This is a genomic window from Flavobacterium hydrophilum (genome assembly GCF_003202405.1).
GTDB classification, from domain to species: domain Bacteria; phylum Bacteroidota; class Bacteroidia; order Flavobacteriales; family Flavobacteriaceae; genus Flavobacterium; species Flavobacterium hydrophilum.
Map to the genome: position 1 here is coordinate 1,239,137 of NZ_QJHL01000001.1, position 17,546 is coordinate 1,256,682.

General features: G+C 33.8%; 13 protein-coding genes. 9 read left to right on the forward strand and 4 right to left on the reverse strand.

Annotated features, from left to right (window positions below):
• Positions 1-120: 120 nt before the first annotated feature.
• A complete protein-coding gene (locus tag DMB68_RS04735; RefSeq protein ID WP_110345492.1) occupies positions 121-1,248 on the reverse strand; it encodes an autotransporter outer membrane beta-barrel domain-containing protein in 1,128 nt (375 codons plus the stop codon).
• 1,292 nt (positions 1,249-2,540) lie between these two features.
• On the opposite strand from DMB68_RS04735, the gene DMB68_RS04740 reads away from it, so the two are divergent.
• The 8 genes from DMB68_RS04740 to DMB68_RS04775 all read left to right on the forward strand — a co-directional run bounded on the left by DMB68_RS04740 (position 2,541) and on the right by DMB68_RS04775 (position 12,446).
• Entirely contained in the window at positions 2,541-3,908 is a 1,368-nt protein-coding gene (locus DMB68_RS04740; protein WP_110345493.1) for a heme-binding protein, read from the forward strand.
• Positions 3,909-3,987: 79 nt separating this feature from the next.
• Positions 3,988-5,706 (forward strand): alpha-keto acid decarboxylase family protein, encoded by a 1,719-nt coding sequence (locus DMB68_RS04745; RefSeq protein WP_110345494.1) that lies wholly within the window; start codon positions 3,988-3,990, stop codon positions 5,704-5,706.
• A gap of 36 nt (positions 5,707-5,742) precedes the next feature.
• Positions 5,743-7,737, forward strand: coding sequence for a flavin monoamine oxidase family protein (locus DMB68_RS04750; protein ID WP_110345495.1), 1,995 nt, complete (start codon positions 5,743-5,745; stop codon positions 7,735-7,737).
• Between the two features lie 20 nt (positions 7,738-7,757).
• Positions 7,758-9,272: a ferritin-like domain-containing protein gene (locus tag DMB68_RS04755; protein WP_110345496.1), complete on the forward strand. Its 1,515-nt coding sequence runs from the start codon at positions 7,758-7,760 to the stop codon at positions 9,270-9,272.
• Between the two features lie 17 nt (positions 9,273-9,289).
• Entirely contained in the window at positions 9,290-9,877 is a 588-nt protein-coding gene (locus tag DMB68_RS04760; protein WP_110345497.1) for a hypothetical protein, read from the forward strand.
• A complete protein-coding gene (gene bufB, locus DMB68_RS04765) occupies positions 9,867-10,778 on the forward strand; it encodes an MNIO family bufferin maturase (RefSeq protein ID WP_110345498.1) in 912 nt (303 codons plus the stop codon). The genes DMB68_RS04760 and bufB overlap by 11 nt, the downstream gene beginning before the upstream one ends.
• Before the next feature lie 12 nt (positions 10,779-10,790).
• Positions 10,791-11,630 carry an HvfC/BufC N-terminal domain-containing protein gene (locus tag DMB68_RS04770; protein WP_110345499.1) on the forward strand — a complete coding sequence of 280 codons (840 nt, stop codon included), beginning with the start codon at positions 10,791-10,793 and terminating at the stop codon, positions 11,628-11,630.
• A gap of 366 nt (positions 11,631-11,996) precedes the next feature.
• A complete protein-coding gene (locus DMB68_RS04775; RefSeq protein ID WP_110345500.1) occupies positions 11,997-12,446 on the forward strand; it encodes a DUF1810 domain-containing protein in 450 nt (149 codons plus the stop codon).
• Positions 12,447-12,566: 120 nt separating this feature from the next.
• On the opposite strand, the gene DMB68_RS04780 is transcribed toward DMB68_RS04775, so the two are convergent.
• The 3 genes from DMB68_RS04780 to DMB68_RS04790 form a co-directional block, all read right to left on the reverse strand.
• Positions 12,567-13,415 (reverse strand): hypothetical protein, encoded by an 849-nt coding sequence (locus DMB68_RS04780; RefSeq protein ID WP_110345501.1) that lies wholly within the window; start codon positions 13,413-13,415, stop codon positions 12,567-12,569.
• Positions 13,416-14,075: 660 nt separating this feature from the next.
• Positions 14,076-15,146 carry an XRE family transcriptional regulator gene (locus DMB68_RS04785; RefSeq protein WP_110345502.1) on the reverse strand — a complete coding sequence of 357 codons (1,071 nt, stop codon included), beginning with the start codon at positions 15,144-15,146 and terminating at the stop codon, positions 14,076-14,078.
• Between the two features lie 23 nt (positions 15,147-15,169).
• A complete protein-coding gene (locus DMB68_RS04790; RefSeq protein ID WP_110345503.1) occupies positions 15,170-15,817 on the reverse strand; it encodes a hypothetical protein in 648 nt (215 codons plus the stop codon).
• A 510-nt stretch (positions 15,818-16,327) separates the two neighbouring features.
• On the opposite strand from DMB68_RS04790, the gene DMB68_RS04795 reads away from it, so the two are divergent.
• The gene (locus DMB68_RS04795) at positions 16,328-17,542 is read left to right on the forward strand and encodes a 3'-5' exonuclease (protein WP_110345504.1); all 1,215 of its coding nucleotides are present in this window, start codon (positions 16,328-16,330) and stop codon (positions 17,540-17,542) included.
• Positions 17,543-17,546: the final 4 nt, after the last annotated feature.

The following is a 17,546-nucleotide window of genomic DNA, read 5'->3' on the forward strand; positions in this document are numbered from 1 at the left end:
TAATGAGATTTAAATTTTAAGAAGTCTTTCTAAAAAGGTAGTCGGTATATAAATTGTATTTTATCACTTGAATTAATTTGTTTTTGACGTGACCGTAAATTGAATATGTGATATATATAGTTATTTAGATTTTGCTTCTAACTTTTTCAAACGTGCTTCCTGATCATTGAAGCGTTTTTCCTGTTGAATAATATAGAGAGTCAGTTCTTCAATTTTTTGTAATAGTTTGGCATTCATTTCTCCCAATAGAATTCCATTTTCAGAAACTTCACTGGCCGAAGGAATATTTTGTAAATGACCATTTTCTTTAATATGCTGCTCTACTTCACTTAAAGTAGGTAAGTTGTACTCTTTTTTGAATACAAAATCCGGCCAGTTGGTGTAAGTTTGAACTTTTACTTCTTCAGTAATAAATTTTCCTTTTACAGCCATTGTATAACCTGTTGGAATTATATTGGTATTGATGCCTAATTGATCGGTATCGAATTTTCCGTAAATTAAAGGTGTAATTGTAGGGCTATTGTCTATATATAAGCGATTGCTGGTGGTTTCATTTTCTCCCGCCTTGTATCCTAAAAAAATGTTATAGGATCCGGCACTGTTTGAGTATCCTGCCTTATACCCCATAGCGACATTATAATTTCCAGTTACATTTTGATATCCTGCTTGACGACCAGTAAATGTGTTACCTGTGCCATTGCTTGAATACCCTGATTCATCACCAATAATTACATTATATTCTCCTGTTGAATTCAAATATCCGGCTTCATAACCCGTAAAAATATTATGACGACCAGTTGTATTATAGGTTCCTGCTCCATAACCACTAAATACATTATGAGACCCTGTTAAATTTCCATAACCTGATTTATAGCCTAAAAAGACATTGGCTACTCCGGAAGTATTAAAATATCCCGATTGGTTACCAAAAAACACATTAAAACTCCCTTCAACATTAAATTTTCCTGCTTCAGATCCAATAAATATATTTTTTTGACCAGTAGTATTTGTATTTCCTGATTTATAACCAGCAAAAACATTATTGCTACCACTGGTAGTATTTAAACCAGAATTAGTTCCAAAAAAAGAGTTGTTATTGCCTGTAACAACATTTCCGGCATAATAACCAAAAGCACTGTTGTTGGTTCCGGCATTTCCTGCGTCTGTTCCGGTATTTGTATTTTGAGCATTTATTATATTGCTATTAATAAAAAAAAGACTGGTTAGTGTTAGTAGTTTTAGCTTCATGTAAATATTTTTTGAGTTTTGTTAGGTCAGGTGAAAGTATTGTCGTGTTAAATAAAATAAATTTTTCCCATCATGTATTATGTTTTTTTAACTTGCAATCGATTGTATTTTAGTATATTGTGAAAAAAAGAAACTTTTTTTTATTAATTATAAATCATGAAGACTAATTAATAAAAAAAGACTTATTAAATAAAAACAAAAATTAACAAAATTGTTAAAAAAAGAGATACTGGGTTTGTATTCCTTTTTTCCAATTATTTTAGAACTATTATTAATGAATATTTCAAGTAGAACTATGTACTATCAATAATTAGATAATACAAAATTTAGGGTATAAAAAGTCTTAGAAATATATGTTTCTAATTGCTTTGCCATTTTTTTATTAGGGGAAAGTATTAAAATATTCAACCAGATTTGTGAGGTTTATTATAGTATTATTGAAAGTATATTTTAAAGATTTAATTTTAAAATATTGTGATAACTTTTTTGAAGAATAGAAAGAAGCCTTTTTTCGCTTCCTTTTATTTACATAATGATTTTCTATTTAAGTGTTTTGACAAAATGATAGAAAATACAAATAAATCCAAAGCAAAACTATATTCATACCAAAATTTAAAAAGTCAATAAAATTTCTCATCAAAATTGGTAAAAATAACATAAGGGTTTATAAAGAAAATGTAAGACTACTTGCAAATGAACTTATCAAAGAAATTGAAAAAGAGATGAATAAATAAAATGCACATTCACCGTAATACAATATGGCAGATTCATGCTTTATTTAAGCTTATTTTATGTTTGAAAAATTAATGATCAACTTAAAAATTAGGTTTCCTTAATCTGCCAACTCATCCTTTTTTTGGGGACAATCATGAACTCAATGAAAGGTTAGCAAAGAGAGTTTTCTTAAAGATTGTTAGAACAAAAAGCTTCAGAGAAATCTGAAGCTTTTTTCTTAGTAGGGGGAAGCATTGAAAAATCTAACCAGTTTGTTGATGATTATTACAATGTTTTAACATGTACATTTTAATTGTCTCTCCGCTTTTTTGCACATCTATTCTTTGCAGATTAAATACTGGAAGCAGTTAGTAAATATATAGCGAAATGGTCTTATACTTTTATTTCGACCTCTCATGGATAAAAATCCCGCACTCATGCCTTTTTTTTAATTTGAACTATGGCGTGACACTAATTTTATTACAGAAATGAGATAAGATACACAAGCAAATGTGCCTCAGAATCACTTTGCTAAACAAGACGTAACTAACCTGAAAAGGATTAAAATACTTAATAAAATGGAAAATTCAAACGGTTTACAACAGCAAACATGCCCTTATCAGGCTCAACAAGCAGCTGGAACGGTAACAGCACCACCAGCGGTAATTCCAGACATTACTACTCCGCTTGTATCAACAACGAACCAGCCGCCGGTTGTTGGTACTAATAATCTCGGACTTATAAATAATTTTATTGGTACATGGAATAGTCCAACGGGAGCAAATGCTACAGGTTACAATGTTATGCCTTTGCCTCAAACAGATGCTCCAAATGGTTACATCACTAAAAACTTTCCTTATTTTGAAGAAATCTCCTTTTCGGCTATTGCTGGAGGAGCACCAAATAGAGAAGGACAATATACACAGGCAAGCAGTGTTTTGTTTTATGAACAAAGAGTTTACATAGCAAATAACGCCGATCCAAATGGAGCACAGCCGATTCAAAATACCTTAATTCATGCTGAAAATGGTACTTGGCTTTATCATGTAATACAAAATCAAGTCGAAGGTCCTTATGGTCCTGGTTTTGTTCCGGATTCAAATCCAATTCCTGTACAAAATCCGGCAACTCAGTATAATAAACAAATTTCGGTTCCTCATGGAGTTTCCGTTTTAATGACGGGTGGACCAGTTGCTTCAGGAACAGGAAATCCGGTTTTTCCAACCGCCGACAGAACTAAATTACCTTTTACAGATCCTTCTATAATTGATCCGTCAACGTATTTGACACAGCAATTAAATACATTGAACAGTCAAGGGATTACTGTTGACAGCTACTCAAGTATTACAGTAAGTACTAGTAATGAAGGCGGTGCAGTAAGCAATATAAACTTTGAGACTTCTTTTGGAAAAGTGCTTTCAATCACCACTACTTGGTATGTTGAAAATTTAAGTAACGGAACGACTCAGTTACAATACATTCAAAATATTGTTTTACAATTTTTGATTAATGGTATGCCAACTCAGTTTTTGCATATTGATGCCAATACTTTACAGCTGGTAGAAACTTTTGTTCCGGTTAATGCAAATCAAGCATGGCAGAATACCGGAATTGCCGTGCAGCCAGGTAATACGATAACAGTAAGTTACGAATCTGGTTTATGGACAGCAGATCCGCAAACTAATAATGGTAACCTGTATGATGCAAATGGATGTCCGGGAATTATTATAACGCAATCAGGATATCCTGTTCAAAATGTAAACATGGGCTCACTTATAGGGCAAGTTGGAAATAATGCTCCATTTTATATTGGAAATGGACCCGTTACAACTCCCGCAGGTCAAAGCGGTCCATTAAAATTATGCATCAACGATGATTTAAATGCTGAATACGGAGCCGGATTAGCCGATAATATTGGCAGTCTGCAAGTGCGTATCAAAATTTAAAAGACTAACATAAATCTCTTCAGTTTATTTACTGAAGGGATTTTTCACTAAAACAAAAACCTAATTATAATACCAAAAAATGAAACCTACAAAAGAATTTACGGTAGCAGATTATCTGCTCACCCGACTCAAACAATTAAATGTTACCGAGGTTTTTCAGATTCCGGGGGACTATGTAAAACATTTTACACAGGCTCTGGAATACTTTGATGGAATCGAAACCATTGGAACTTCAAACGAACTAGACGCTTCTTATGCAGCAGATGCTTATGCACGTACCAGAGGTTTAGCCGCTGTATCTTTACAATACGGAGTAAGTACTTTTAGTGCATTAAATGCTATTGCAGGAGCTTATGTAGAAGGCAGTCCGGTTGTGGTAATTAGCGCCACACCCGGAGCCGATGCACGACAAATAGGAAGTATGTACAATGTACTTTACCATCATTCTACAGGTAATCTTAACGCAGATCAGGAAGTGTATGAAAGAGTAACTGTTGCTGCCGAGACATTGAGTACTTCTGCAGGTGCTCCTGAAAAAATCGATAAATTACTTATCGCAGCAATTACGCACCAAAGACCAGTGTACATAGCATGTTATAAAGAGGTGTGGGGCGAACCTTGTCCTAAACCTTCCAGTAAAAAACTAGAACCTCTAGTAATAAAAAGCGAACCAGCTGCACTTGAAAATGCTGTTTCTCAAGCTTGGTCACAAATTAGTCAGGCCAAAACACCAATAATTTTTGCAGGTATAGAGCTTTTGCGACATAAACTAACCAAGCAATTAGAAGAACTTATTAAAGCCAGCGGAATGTTGTACACAACAACTTCGCTTGGTAAAACGGTTCTGGATGAAAAAGGCGATAAATTTATCGGCACTTATTCTGATCAGGCTTCAATACCCGAAGTTATCAAGATAGTAGAAGCTTCTGACTGTATTTTATCCTTAGGAACTATTATTACCGATGATTATTTATGGCTGGTAGAAAATAAATTTTCGGATATGATTCAGGTAACGACTCAGGAAACAAGAGCTGGTTTTTTTACCTATTCAAATGTAACTTTAAAAGACTTTATCGAAGCCTTAACAGAACGCTTTAAAAGAGCTTCAGGATATCCTTTAAAAGCAATCGCTCCGGCTCAGCCAAAATTCCCTGAACCATGGCGATCTAACTCAGATCCTAAATATGATTTAACTCCGGAAGTAATAACATTTAACCGCTTTTTTGAGCATGCTACATCTTTTCTGAAAAAAGAAAAAATGCTGGATGATATTGTAATGACTTTTGGTGTAAGTTCCTCAATGTATGTGGCTACCAATATTTACGGATTATCTCAAAACGCTTATATTTCTTCGGCTGCGTGGCAGTGTATTGGTTTTGAAACCGGTGCAGCTTCAGGAGCACAACTTGGAAGCGGTAAACAAGCCTGGACTGTCGCTGGTGACGGTGGTTTTATGATGATTGCACAATCACTTTCTACCCTTGTAAAATACAACATCAACTCCGTAATTTTTGTGATGAGCAATGGAGTATATGCAATTGAGCAGGTATATGTTGACATGGACTCGTTTAAAGCAGGTCCGGATCATAAATTTGACGAATTTGATATTCTTCCAAAATGGGATTATCAGGCACTTGCCAAAGCATTTGGAGCAAACAGCTACCGTGCTCAAACTGTTTCAGAGTTAGACGAAGTACTTCTAAAACTTAAGAAAAAAACAAATCTTCCAACTTTGGTAGAAATTGTGATTCCTCAAAAAGATCTCGCACAGCAAATGGCAAGACTGGGAAATGAATAAAAACAAAAACTACTAAAAACTTTAAAATATACTATCATGAGCAAAAAAACATACTCTATTTTTGGAGCAGGTGCAGCCGGACTCTATACGGCGTGGAGATTACTTGATGGGAAATCTAAACTCGCCAAAAACGAAAAAATGCTCGTTAAGGGCGATGTATTAGAACTTTACGACTGGGGAAAATATGATTTTTCTAAAAAAAATCCGGGAACCAGAGAACCAGGCGCACGTGTTTGTACATGGCATTATAAAGATGATAAAGACAATTCGTACCTTGAATTAGGAGGTATGAGATATTTGTATTGGGATGGAACTCCTGAAGGACCCGGACATCGTTTAGTAACTAAAACCATTGAAGAATTGGATTTAAAGAAAGATTCAGTTCCGTTTAATGAATCTGCAGATCCTTTAATGTCTTTGCGTTCTAAAAACATGTATATCTCAGATATCAATTCTAACCAGCCAGCTCCATATTTTGCTAACAATTATGCTCAGGATGCTCCGCCAGATGATGGTTTTACAACGATACAATCTGTAGCAATCACTCAAACATCTGGGCCGACTACCCGAAGAGAATGGTGCAAATTTTATGAAGAAGGAAGAATTAATATCGATATGCCTGATAGTTCAGTCTATCAAAAAGGAGATTTACTAAAAGAAATTGGATATTGGAACTTAGGTTATGATATGCTTGGACAAGAAGGATTTGGCTATTTATCTGATGGTAATGGCTATAGTTCAAACGTAGTTAACAGCAATAGTGCCCAGTCATTTAATGTGAATGATGAGTTTCTTCCGGGAACAGAATACAAAACTTTAATAAAAGGATATTCCAGCTTATTTGATTCTTTATTTGAAGAAGTTGAAAAACTGGCAAAACAAAAAGGAATCACGCTAAATTATTATCCAAATGTTAGGCTGCGTTCTATTATACACACAAAATCTGGAGTGAATTTTACAACTGCAACACGCAAAGATCCGGATGCACTTGCAGAAAGAAAAAAATGTGATGCCGCATTTCTTGCTATGCCTAGAGCAGCAATCGACTTAGTGGCACAGGCAAGCAGATACAGTGATGATGAAGGAACCGATGTATTAAATCATGAAAAAGTACAGTTGTATTTAGAGTCTGTATTAATGGAACCTTCATACAAAATAGGAATGTTTTTCGATACTCCCTGGTGGAGAACTACCGAAGCCGGAAGCCCAACGTATCCCGCTAAACTAACCAGTTATTTCCTGACACAAGAAGGAATTGAGAAATTAAAAAAAGAGGGTTTTCCTTCTAACTATCTTAAAAAAATAGAATCGGCTAAAAATCCAGCTATCCTTGTTAATTCCTTTAACGATAAGGTAAGCTTTATAACTGCTGTAGAAAATGCAATCGAAGAACGTTTGACTTTTAAACAAGAAAAACAAATTTCGACTGTAGCCGAATTAGATACTATTGGCCCAAGTATTACAGATATGCCTATTCGACAAGTAGTTTATTTTGGTGATAATGCCAGAGACGGAAAAGGAAAAAAAGTATACGGTATTCTAGCTAGTTACGATGATATTCTATACGCAACATTCTGGAAAGCTTTAGAACTTGGACCAGATGCAACTCGTGAAATTCCTGAGTCAAGAGATGTACAGCCGCTTGAAGGGCCAAGAGAAGCCACTCCAGTAATGGTAAAAATGCTTCGTTCACAATTAGCATCATTGCATTTTGGACCACAAGCTGATTATTCGTATGTGCCAGAGCCTTTAGAAACGAAATACATGGACTGGTCGCTTCCTCCTTTTAATGCAGGGTATCATGCCTATAAATCGCACTATAATTTAGGTGATGTGCAAAGAAAAATTAGAAAACCATCACAGCTCGTTCCAAATACTGACAGCGAAATTTTTATTGTAGGAGAAACCTATTCAAACGATCAGGCTTGGGTAGAAGGTGCATTTTGTACTGCTGAATCTGTTTTGAATGATTTCTTTGGAATCGAACCTATTATTGACGAAAAATACTATCCATTTATCAGTCCGGAGTAATCTATTTTAACCAAAAACAAATGAAAACAAAAAAACTATTTACCTATTCTACTTCGGTAACAAAAGAGAATATTAAAGATGTAATGCAGCAGGCAATTGCACTGGAGCTTGCTACAATTCCCACGTATTTATCGACCTATTATTCGATAAACAGAGCGCAGGATCAGGATAAACTATACGCTAAACTTCATGCGCAGCTTTCACAATCGGGTGTGCGTACTGCTGCCGAAATCGACGAACTGGCGCAAGAACTGAAACTCGATATATTAGTTTATTCGAATAAATCGGCTGCCTTAATTATGAGCGTTGTTATTGAAGAAATGCTGCATCTGGCACTTTCATGCAATGTGAAACAAGCAGTTTGTCAAACGGCACCTGATTTAATGGGAATTGGAAAAGTATTAACATTTCCAACACAATTAGATGGACATATTCCTGAATTTCAAATTGATGCAGCAAAATTGTCATTGAAGCAATTGACTACATTTTTGCAAATTGAAAGCCCTGAACCGTTTAAAGATCCTTATGCAAATGCACAATTATTGGATACTGTTGAATATCAAACGATTGGACTTTTATATGAAATGATTATCAAATGCATAAAAGAGGATTTCCCGGGACCTTATGAGCAAAGACCACAATTGCTTCCTCCGGATAATCCGGATCGTCCGAGACCGTATTATTCTCAAAATTCAATGAATACGGTACATTATGACAGAGATCACAATCCTCAATTTGCCAATACAGATGATAGTGAAGGACTTGTTGGCGTACACGACGCTCACTCGGCAATTGAAGCTATACATCGCATCATTGAACAGGGAGAAGGAAAAAGTAAATACAAGCAGCATACCTTAATTTGGGGCGAAAATAAAATGCCGGTACCAATGGATATTGTTGATGGCAAAGTAGTTTTTTGGGAAGGTGATTATGATGATTCTGGGAAAGAACCTGCTCATTTTGCCAAATTTCTTGAAGCCTACACACTTGGCGGGCATTATCAGCAAAAGTTCCGTAACATTCAGGGATTAGATGATTTCTTCAGCTATTTTGTATATGATACTGATGCTAATCCTAAAACAGCCGATTACATAGCTTCGGGCAATCAGGCGCTGGCGCTGTGTTCACAATTAGGTAATGCAGTTTTTGCTTATATTCTTTTAATGATTGAAGCCTGCTACTATAAAGACGAAAGTACACAATACGATTTATTCATTTTTGGTATTCATAAATCAATGATCTGGCTTTTGAGCGGTGTGGGTAACCAAATAAATCAATACACCTATACGAAAGGCAATCAGGCTTATAAAGGCGCTTTAACATTTGAACCTTTTTCGTTTGAGCAAAGTTTCTTAAGACCAAAAGCACAAATCATGAGTTTGGTGGATCAATTGGCGAAGGCTGACCCTGTAAATTGGGGCTGGGCTATAAAAAGCGAAAACTATTTCCCGTCTTTACCAGATGTAGGATTGGATTACAGCATTGAAGCTGATATACCAAAAGTACCAAGTACGCCTTACAAACACCATCATTAATATAAAAAATATACAACATGTCAGAATTAGTAACTAAAGAACTTCATGTATGCATGGGACTTAATTCATGCAAAAATGCGGGATATTCAGGAAATAATGATTGTGCAGGTCAAGGCGATTGTTCAACAGCAGTTGGTCATCCTTGCCACACCTTAAACGCTTGTAAAGGGCAGGGAGGATGCGGAATTTTTGGAACTACCGAAGAACTTTGTCATCCGGGCGAAAATGATTGTCGCTATCAAGGGAGCTGTGGTGTTCCTATTTTATCTTCCCGTTTTATGGCACAAGGGCCTAACAAAGGACTTAGTGTTTGGCAATTAGCAAGAATACGTTTTGAAGAAAAAAGAATAAAAAAAGGAGAATCTTTTGGCGAAGCTCCGCAGCAATATGGGCCAAGCGATGAATATGTAAACTCCATTCGCGGTACTTCTGGAGTGGATTATTCTTCTTGCGGACAAAGCGGTTCAAGATCTTGTTCCTACATCAATAACCCTGCTGAAAGAAAAGCTGCGGCAGCGGAAAGAGTTTTGAAAATGGAAGAAGAAAGCGCTAAAAAACTACCGGAAAGTCTTTCAAATTGTCAACCCAAAAATAATGGACACTAGACTTGGATTACCCAATTTAGGATTGGGATTAGGACTCAGAAGCCAGCATTTTGAACATATTCTGGAGAAGAACCCTGCCGTAGATTGGTTTGAGGTAATTTCTGAGAATTTCATGGATTCACATGGACGTCCAAGATATATTTTACAACAAATAGCAGAAAAATATCCCGTGGTAATGCACGGGGTATCGCTTTCTATAGGAAGCACTGATCCCTTAAATTTTGATTATCTGAAAAGTTTAAAACAACTTGCAAGTGAAGTCAAGCCAGCCTGGATTAGCGATCATTTGTGCTGGACGGGAGTTTTAACCACCAATTCGCACGATTTACTGCCGCTTCCGCTAAATGAAGATTCATTAAAACATGTTTGTAACCGAATCAAACAAGTTCAGGATTATTTAGAACGACCGCTGATTGTAGAAAACCCAAGTACCTACGCAGCTTTCAATAATTCAACTCTTCCCGAATGGGAGTTTTTACGAATCATGACCGAAGAAACTGGCTGCGGATTGCTCTTAGATGTAAACAACGTATATGTTTCTTCTTTTAATAATGATTTTGATCCTGTAGCATACATCAATGGAATTCCGCATGATAAAGTTGTTCAGATGCATTTGGCCGGTCATCAAAATTGCGGCAATTATATTATTGATACACACGATAGAGAAGTAAACAGTCAGGTTTGGAAATTGTTTCAACAGGCTTATCAATTGTCAGATCAGGCATCAATTTTATTAGAATGGGATGGAAACATTCCGGCTTTTGATATCTACCATTCTGAATTGCTTAAATCAAAACAATATATGAATGCAGCCTTTGTTGGGGGTGAAAAAGAAGTTTTTTCTATTGATAAAGAGCAGGTTTCAAATCCATTGAATCTATTTGCGGTGAACAAATTTTAATAGACTCCAAAGATGCAGAAAACGGTAAAAATACCATTAAAAGACTTTCAGCAATGGATGCAGCAGCTTTTGCTTGATCCTTATCAGCAAACAGGAGTGAACCCTGATGATTTGCTTTCGAATGCAGAAAATGCAGCTTCAATTGAAGACGTGATTTGTCATTCGGAAAAGCTTACCGCAAAGCAACATCTAGCCATTTACCAGCGAAGTTATATTGCACGATTGCGAAATTGCATGTCACAGCAATTTAGTGCTTTAGAATATGCTTTAGGCGAAGCAATTTTTTGCGCTTTCGCCGATGATTATCTGGCTTCAAAACCTTCTTATAATTACAATTTATCTTTTTTGGGAGCCCATTTTGCAGAATATCTGGAAAACAACAGACCCGATGCCAATGAAGATGTTAAAGAAGATTGGATTGATTTTATGATTGAACTCGCCCGATTTGAATATGCCATTGGTGTTCTTTTTGATGAAAAAGCAGAAGAAAACTACCAATTAGCCACAATCTATACACCCGAAAATGAACTAAAATTGGTGCCTGTGTTTTCCTTATTTAAGTTCCAGTTTCCTGTTCGAAAGTACTATTATGATTTCAAAAATGACAAGAATCCTGATTTGCCTCTTCAAAATGAAAGCTATTGCGTGGTTTTACGACACAAATTTAAATTGTCAATTTACGATCTGCACAAAGAACAATACGATTTTTTATGTTTTTTGAAAGAGCATAAAGATATTGCTTCAGCAAAAGAATTGTTTAAGATTCATTGTAAAGAGAATACAGTTCAATTCGAACAGGTATGGAGCAGTTGGAAAGAACGCTGGCTGGATGCTCATTTTTTTAGAGTTTAACGAAATATTATAAAAGGATCCTGAATTTAGATGGGATGTAAAAAAGCAGTATTCTAAGGAATGCTGCTTTTCTGTATTAATCAGGGGAAGCTTCAAATATCTAACCACTTTTTTGCAGATTATTATGCGATTTTTGCATTAGCATCTTAATGTAATTATAGTAAGTGTAAATAAGTTTGACGTCATTTTTCCATGTATCTCTATTATTAAATTGCTTAAAGTCAGATTCATGAAAAAATGTTTGTAATCCATTTCAAGCAATCAGAAAATTTGAGGTCAATTTAACCGTTTATTCTTCTATATTTTTTAGGTGGTATTATATTTTTTATTACTTTTCAAACTAATTTTTCAAACTACCTACCCCCAATGGCAGCAATAAAAAATGACCTAACACGCTTTTTAGAAGCACAAAACAAACTATATCTCACAGCTCTTTCTGAGCTTAAAAAAGGCAAAAAAGAAACTCATTGGATGTGGTTTATATTTCCTCAGATAAAAGGACTCGGAAGAAGTGAAATGTCGGAGTTATATGCTATAGAAAATTTACAACAAAGTGAAGAATTCTTGGCACATCCAATACTAAGAAAGCATATTATTGAAAGCGCAGAAGCATTGCTAAGTTTTAAAATGAAATCAGTAGAGTCTATTTTTGGAGATCTCGATGCACGTAAATTGCAATCCTCAATGACACTTTTTAGTTTAACAGATAATACCAATCCTGTGTTTCAGGACGTATTAGATGCTTTTTTTTCAGGGCAATTTGATCCTCTTACTTTATCAATTCTAAATGAAATGATGCATCCGGCACTGCGCTGATAAAGAAAAATTTAAACTTAAATCCAAATCCCGGTATTTACATTGGAATTTGGATTTTACTCTTGGCTCTTTGAAGTGTTTTTATGAAATAGGTTTTTAGAATTTATAAATTATATAAGCCTATTTCTTTTTAATTTCTGAAAGTACTTCTAAAATTTTATCAGTAAATTTTTTAGTTTCAAAATTTTGAGGATCATCATGACTGTCGTTTAATTTTTGATCAATGTTGGCATGGAAAGCCGGCACAAGCCATTCGCTTTTTCGAAAACTTGAACAGATATATAGCAGTGCAAGCCTGTCATATTGAGCATCGGTAAATCCTGGTTTTGGTGCTACAGGAGCATTTTTTTCATTACCAGGAGGATAGACCCTTGGTTGCACTAATTCAATATGAATATATAAACCACGCGATTGGGTCCCTAATGTTTTCAGTTCAAATTTTGTAGCCCTTAATCCTTCTGAGAAATCTGCAACGGCTTTAGATTTTCCGGTTCTGGTAAGATAGACATGAGTTACTTTTTTAGTCCATTTGCTGACATTATTAAAACTCCAGGACTCATCGTTAATATTCGATGGAAAATCAGTTTTAAAAACCGGAGAGCTAACATCGTGGATAACAAAATATTTTGCAAAAACTTTTTTACCATTAACAGTGATATGAGAAACAGGAGAATTAATGTCTCCACCAATTTCATTATTGGTGATATTGTTAGAGGATAGATATTTTTGAAGATGCTCCTTAGTTATACCAACTTTAATACTCAATAGTTTTAAAAAGGCAGTGTCTAGTTTAGCTTCCTTTTCAGTTATTTTACCCCAAATTTCTACGTGCCTCATCAACATCTTGGCTTGTACTGATTTGGTACCTTTATATTCCATTTTTGCTTTGTCAAATTCTTCTGAAGGAATTTGTGCTTGTATAGTTGTTATCTTAAAAGATATTAATATGATAAGAAATAGATTTTTCATAATATGTTGTTTTACTGAAATTTAGCAAAGAATAAAACATCAAACAATACGTATTTATACTTGATTTAAATGTGTGATTTTTAGTTAGTTTTGTTTTATGTTGAATCTTAGACTACATGTAATTTATAGAAAGAATAATGAATTACTATTAAAAAATGAAACTATTGGAATTGACTTACTTTCTGGTTTTATAAGTGCGTGCACCAGAATAATTACTCAATTTGGTATAGATACCTTATAAAGATAATTGGCAATACAGCTTGTCATTATGATCTTGGTTGTGCAAGTATTAATTTTAGATTTGAGGAAGATGGGATATAGGCATAGATGAAATAGAGCATATTGACCGTACTTTAATAGTGTTGTTGTATTTTGCACCAGACAATAAGAAGGAAAGATACACAATAAGATTACTTAAAGTTGTAGGCGAAAAGTAAGCCTGATGCCCAACCTGATCACTCAGATTTGTCGACAACGATAACGCAGACTTGCAATCTGTGGTCACAAAGATAATTAGAAGGTAAAAATAAAAAGCTCCAGATTTCTCTGAAGCTTTTATCGTTGTAGCCCTAACGGGACAATTTTCGAACCATTTTATAAAGGATTTAAAAACTATAAGTGAAATATAAAAATATTTGAGATTAAGCAAAGCCACCTCAATTAAGCATTCATTTTGATTTTATGAATAACTCTTAAATTATTTGGTTTAAAAGTACCCAAAATGATATCATCTGGTAATGTAAAAGCTTGACTTAAATCTTTATCACTAAAACCTATTTCATCTATGTGAAGGTTATATGCTGTTTTGAATAAACTTGGTTCATCAATGTATACATTAATGCCTTCATCTTTTCTAATTCCCAATCGACTCAATTCAATATTAAAATAAGTATATCTATCTTTAGTAATACAGTTTAGGTCTTTTGCTCTACGAATTATTGATTGAATAGAAGTTAGCCAATAAGTTTTTAACTCTACTAAATTGCCTAATCGAAGTCCAATTAATGAGTTCCTTATGTAATCTGACGGCATTAAAAATTCGTTGGCAAATTCGTCAGCTTCATCTTCACGTTCTTTTTCACCTCGATGTTTTGGAATTGGAAAATAACAATGCATTAAAATATGTCCATATTCATGAGCCAGTGTTCGACGTTTTCTATCATTACTAAAATTCTTGTTAATGATAATTAGCGGATTTCCCTTATCAGTTAAAAATGAAACACCATCAAATTTTTCATGAGCTTCAATTTCAACAATAACAATTCCTTTGTTTTCTAGTAAGGTATTAATGTCTGCTACAGGGTCAGGTGGAAGTATGCCTAAGGTTTTTCGAGCATATTTTGCTATACTTTCAGGAGTATGGCCTTCTTCAATGTCTAATGGAGCATGATTAAATTCAGGCCATGTTATCGAATCAGACATTTGATCTACAATATAACCAATTAGCCTATTGCCATATTCTATTTTAGATTTTTCCTTTTTAGTAATAGTTGCTTTTTTTCTATAGTTCGCATTTTCTGGTAGATTTGATATATTAAGATATAGCCAATCTTTTGGAAAATTTAAATACTCTATGATCTTTTCGACCATATCGTCAGAGAGTGTATTAAACCCTTTCTCATATTTAGAAAGATTAGGTTGTGAAAGTCCAGTAATATTAGAGGCTAATTCTGATTGTGAATAACCTCTGTATTCACGTGCAAAAGTTAACTGTCTATAATTAATTTTCATAATTTGGGGTTATTTAAATTATATTATGGGGTATTATCGTTTGATGCTCTTTTTGTAGATAATATCTTAACGGTAGGAGATACTTTAACCGCAGGCAAAACTTTTTCAATTGCTGGTTTTCTATTAATGTTAAGTCCTAAACTATTTTCAACGGCAGATTCTGTAATCATCCATCTTACTTCGTTTTCATCTATGTAAACTAATTTTGGATCGTAAATTCCACCAATTCTATTCTTTTTATAACCAAAAATTAGAATTGGATCAATTGATTGATGACCATTATCAAATAATGATATTTGCATTTGATTAGAAATTGCGGTTGAATGAAACGTTTTTATATTCATTGGCTTGTTTTTATCATTCAACTTTTTAAAAAGCACAGTATATCCATTTGCTCTTAACATGAAACGTTTATATTTTCCAAATTTCCAATTTTTTGGAAAATGAGATTGAATACATTGAATCATCTTAGAATTTAACAACGATGCTTCTAAGGAAATTACTCTTGATTGAACAGGGGTTTGCATTATCTCTTTACTATAAAGAGAAACAGCTTCATGATAAGCGTCAAACATTTTTGGTAATTCTAAATTTAAATCTAGTTTACATTCATTCTCGGTAGCTGTTCGGCGTTTAATTATCTGGTAATCTTCTTGCGCAATTTGTAACATAGTATGTGGCTAGTTAAATTAATAGAGTACAAATATATAATTTTTAAATTAAATTGTATATAATTTTTAGTTTTTATTGTATTTTTTTTGTTTTTGACTTAACTTTAATTGCTTGTCTTAAATTATTTTTTGAATCATTATTTAAAAAAATAGTATCTATTTTATAGTGATCTTAGAAATTATTATAATCTACTGGATTCGATATATATATTGATTTTTTTAGTAGAGTAATTATTTATCCTTAAATTTGAGCAATTAATATAAAGCAAGATTACTATTTAAAAAAAACTCACTAATTATAATAATTTATTAAGGTTGAAGTGTCATAATGTTCTCTAAAAACTAAAATAAAAAAAAATAAATAACAAGTTTATATAATGTATACATTGAAAATTCTAAACAAAATGGTTTAAAAACTATTTAGAATTTAGCGTAACAATTATAACAAAATAATAATGTTGTTCTGTATATCTTTATAGCAGAATAAAATAACAAAAGTAATTGTAAATTATGCCTGATTTTAAATTCTCTCTACCATCAATCGCTTCATTGTATCCAGATCAACAACTTGCTTATAATTCTCGCAATTCAACTTTGGTAACTGGTGGTCCTGGAAGTGGTAAAACAGTTGTAACTATTTTTCGCTTTCTAAGGCCAGTTGGTGAAAGCAAGGATGTATTACTTTTTACCTTCAACCGTACTTTAATTTATTCTATTAGAGGAACTCTGCGAGACAGAGCTGAGGAACTATTTGGTAGATTAGATGAGGAGCAAATTGAAAAAATCGTTGAAGAAAAATTAAATACATTCTATAAATGGCACAAGGATAATATTAATTTTTTTGATTCGGAAGCAACAGATTTAGTTTTAGGGACAGGTTTTCAGAATTTCATAGCTAACGATAGACAAAATATTAAGTTTGATGAGTTATTTTTTGATGAAGGACAGGATTTACCCCCATCAGTATATGCAAATGTTCTAAAACTAACTCATACTGTGTCAGTAGGGGCTGATAAGGCACAAAATTATCGAGGGCATTATGTCGCAGATACTGTGGAAAATGTGATTAATAATAAGTTAAATACTCAAACAACAGCCTTTTGGCGATACTTGGGAGGGAATTTTAGAAATTCAAAAGAGATATTTCAACTAGCACAAAAGTTTGTTCCTAACGACTTGCGAGTGCAGGCATTGACTGCTACAAATTTACGAAGTGGAAATAATCCGGAAATTGAAGTAGGTTTTAGAACGGCTAGACAATTAGAGTATATTAAAGAAATTATAGAAAAAAATCAAAATTCTAATATTGGAATACTTGTACACTTTAAGAGAAAGGTCTTAGATATTAAAGAATATTTAGAGAAGCATGGGTATTCATGTGAAGAAGATGCGCCAGTGGATAAATCATTCTCTTATTATATAAGTAAAATGGATCAAAATGATGAAAGCATTATGATGAAAAAGTTAAAAACCCCATTTATAACCACTTTCGAATCATGTAAAGGTCTGGAGTTTGATATTGTGATTATGCCATTTTTTGAGCAATCTGACTATGCAATGAGTAATCGGAATAATGATGGTAGATTTTTCGCAACGAGAAATCACTATTATGTTGCGGTAACAAGAGCAAGAAACGACATTTTTATTTTGTGTGATAATAAGCCAAATGTTCTTAGTTTTTATAATGCCAGAACAAATATTACTCGCGAGGATTTACCATTTTAAATAA

Bases quoted from the DNA above. Each gene is read 5' to 3' on its own strand.
- DMB68_RS04735 (WP_110345492.1), bottom strand. From the start codon at position 1,248: ATGAAGCTAAAACTACTAACACTAACCAGTCTTTTTTTTATTAATAGC.
- DMB68_RS04740 (WP_110345493.1), top strand. From the start codon at position 2,541: ATGGAAAATTCAAACGGTTTACAACAGCAAACATGCCCTTATCAGGCT.
- DMB68_RS04745 (WP_110345494.1), top strand. From the start codon at position 3,988: ATGAAACCTACAAAAGAATTTACGGTAGCAGATTATCTGCTCACCCGA.
- DMB68_RS04750 (WP_110345495.1), top strand. From the start codon at position 5,743: ATGAGCAAAAAAACATACTCTATTTTTGGAGCAGGTGCAGCCGGACTC.
- DMB68_RS04755 (WP_110345496.1), top strand. From the start codon at position 7,758: ATGAAAACAAAAAAACTATTTACCTATTCTACTTCGGTAACAAAAGAG.
- DMB68_RS04760 (WP_110345497.1), top strand. From the start codon at position 9,290: ATGTCAGAATTAGTAACTAAAGAACTTCATGTATGCATGGGACTTAAT.
- bufB (WP_110345498.1), top strand. From the start codon at position 9,867: ATGGACACTAGACTTGGATTACCCAATTTAGGATTGGGATTAGGACTC.
- DMB68_RS04770 (WP_110345499.1), top strand. From the start codon at position 10,791: ATGCAGAAAACGGTAAAAATACCATTAAAAGACTTTCAGCAATGGATG.
- DMB68_RS04775 (WP_110345500.1), top strand. From the start codon at position 11,997: ATGGCAGCAATAAAAAATGACCTAACACGCTTTTTAGAAGCACAAAAC.
- DMB68_RS04780 (WP_110345501.1), bottom strand. From the start codon at position 13,415: ATGAAAAATCTATTTCTTATCATATTAATATCTTTTAAGATAACAACT.
- DMB68_RS04785 (WP_110345502.1), bottom strand. From the start codon at position 15,146: ATGAAAATTAATTATAGACAGTTAACTTTTGCACGTGAATACAGAGGT.
- DMB68_RS04790 (WP_110345503.1), bottom strand. From the start codon at position 15,817: ATGTTACAAATTGCGCAAGAAGATTACCAGATAATTAAACGCCGAACA.
- DMB68_RS04795 (WP_110345504.1), top strand. From the start codon at position 16,328: ATGCCTGATTTTAAATTCTCTCTACCATCAATCGCTTCATTGTATCCA.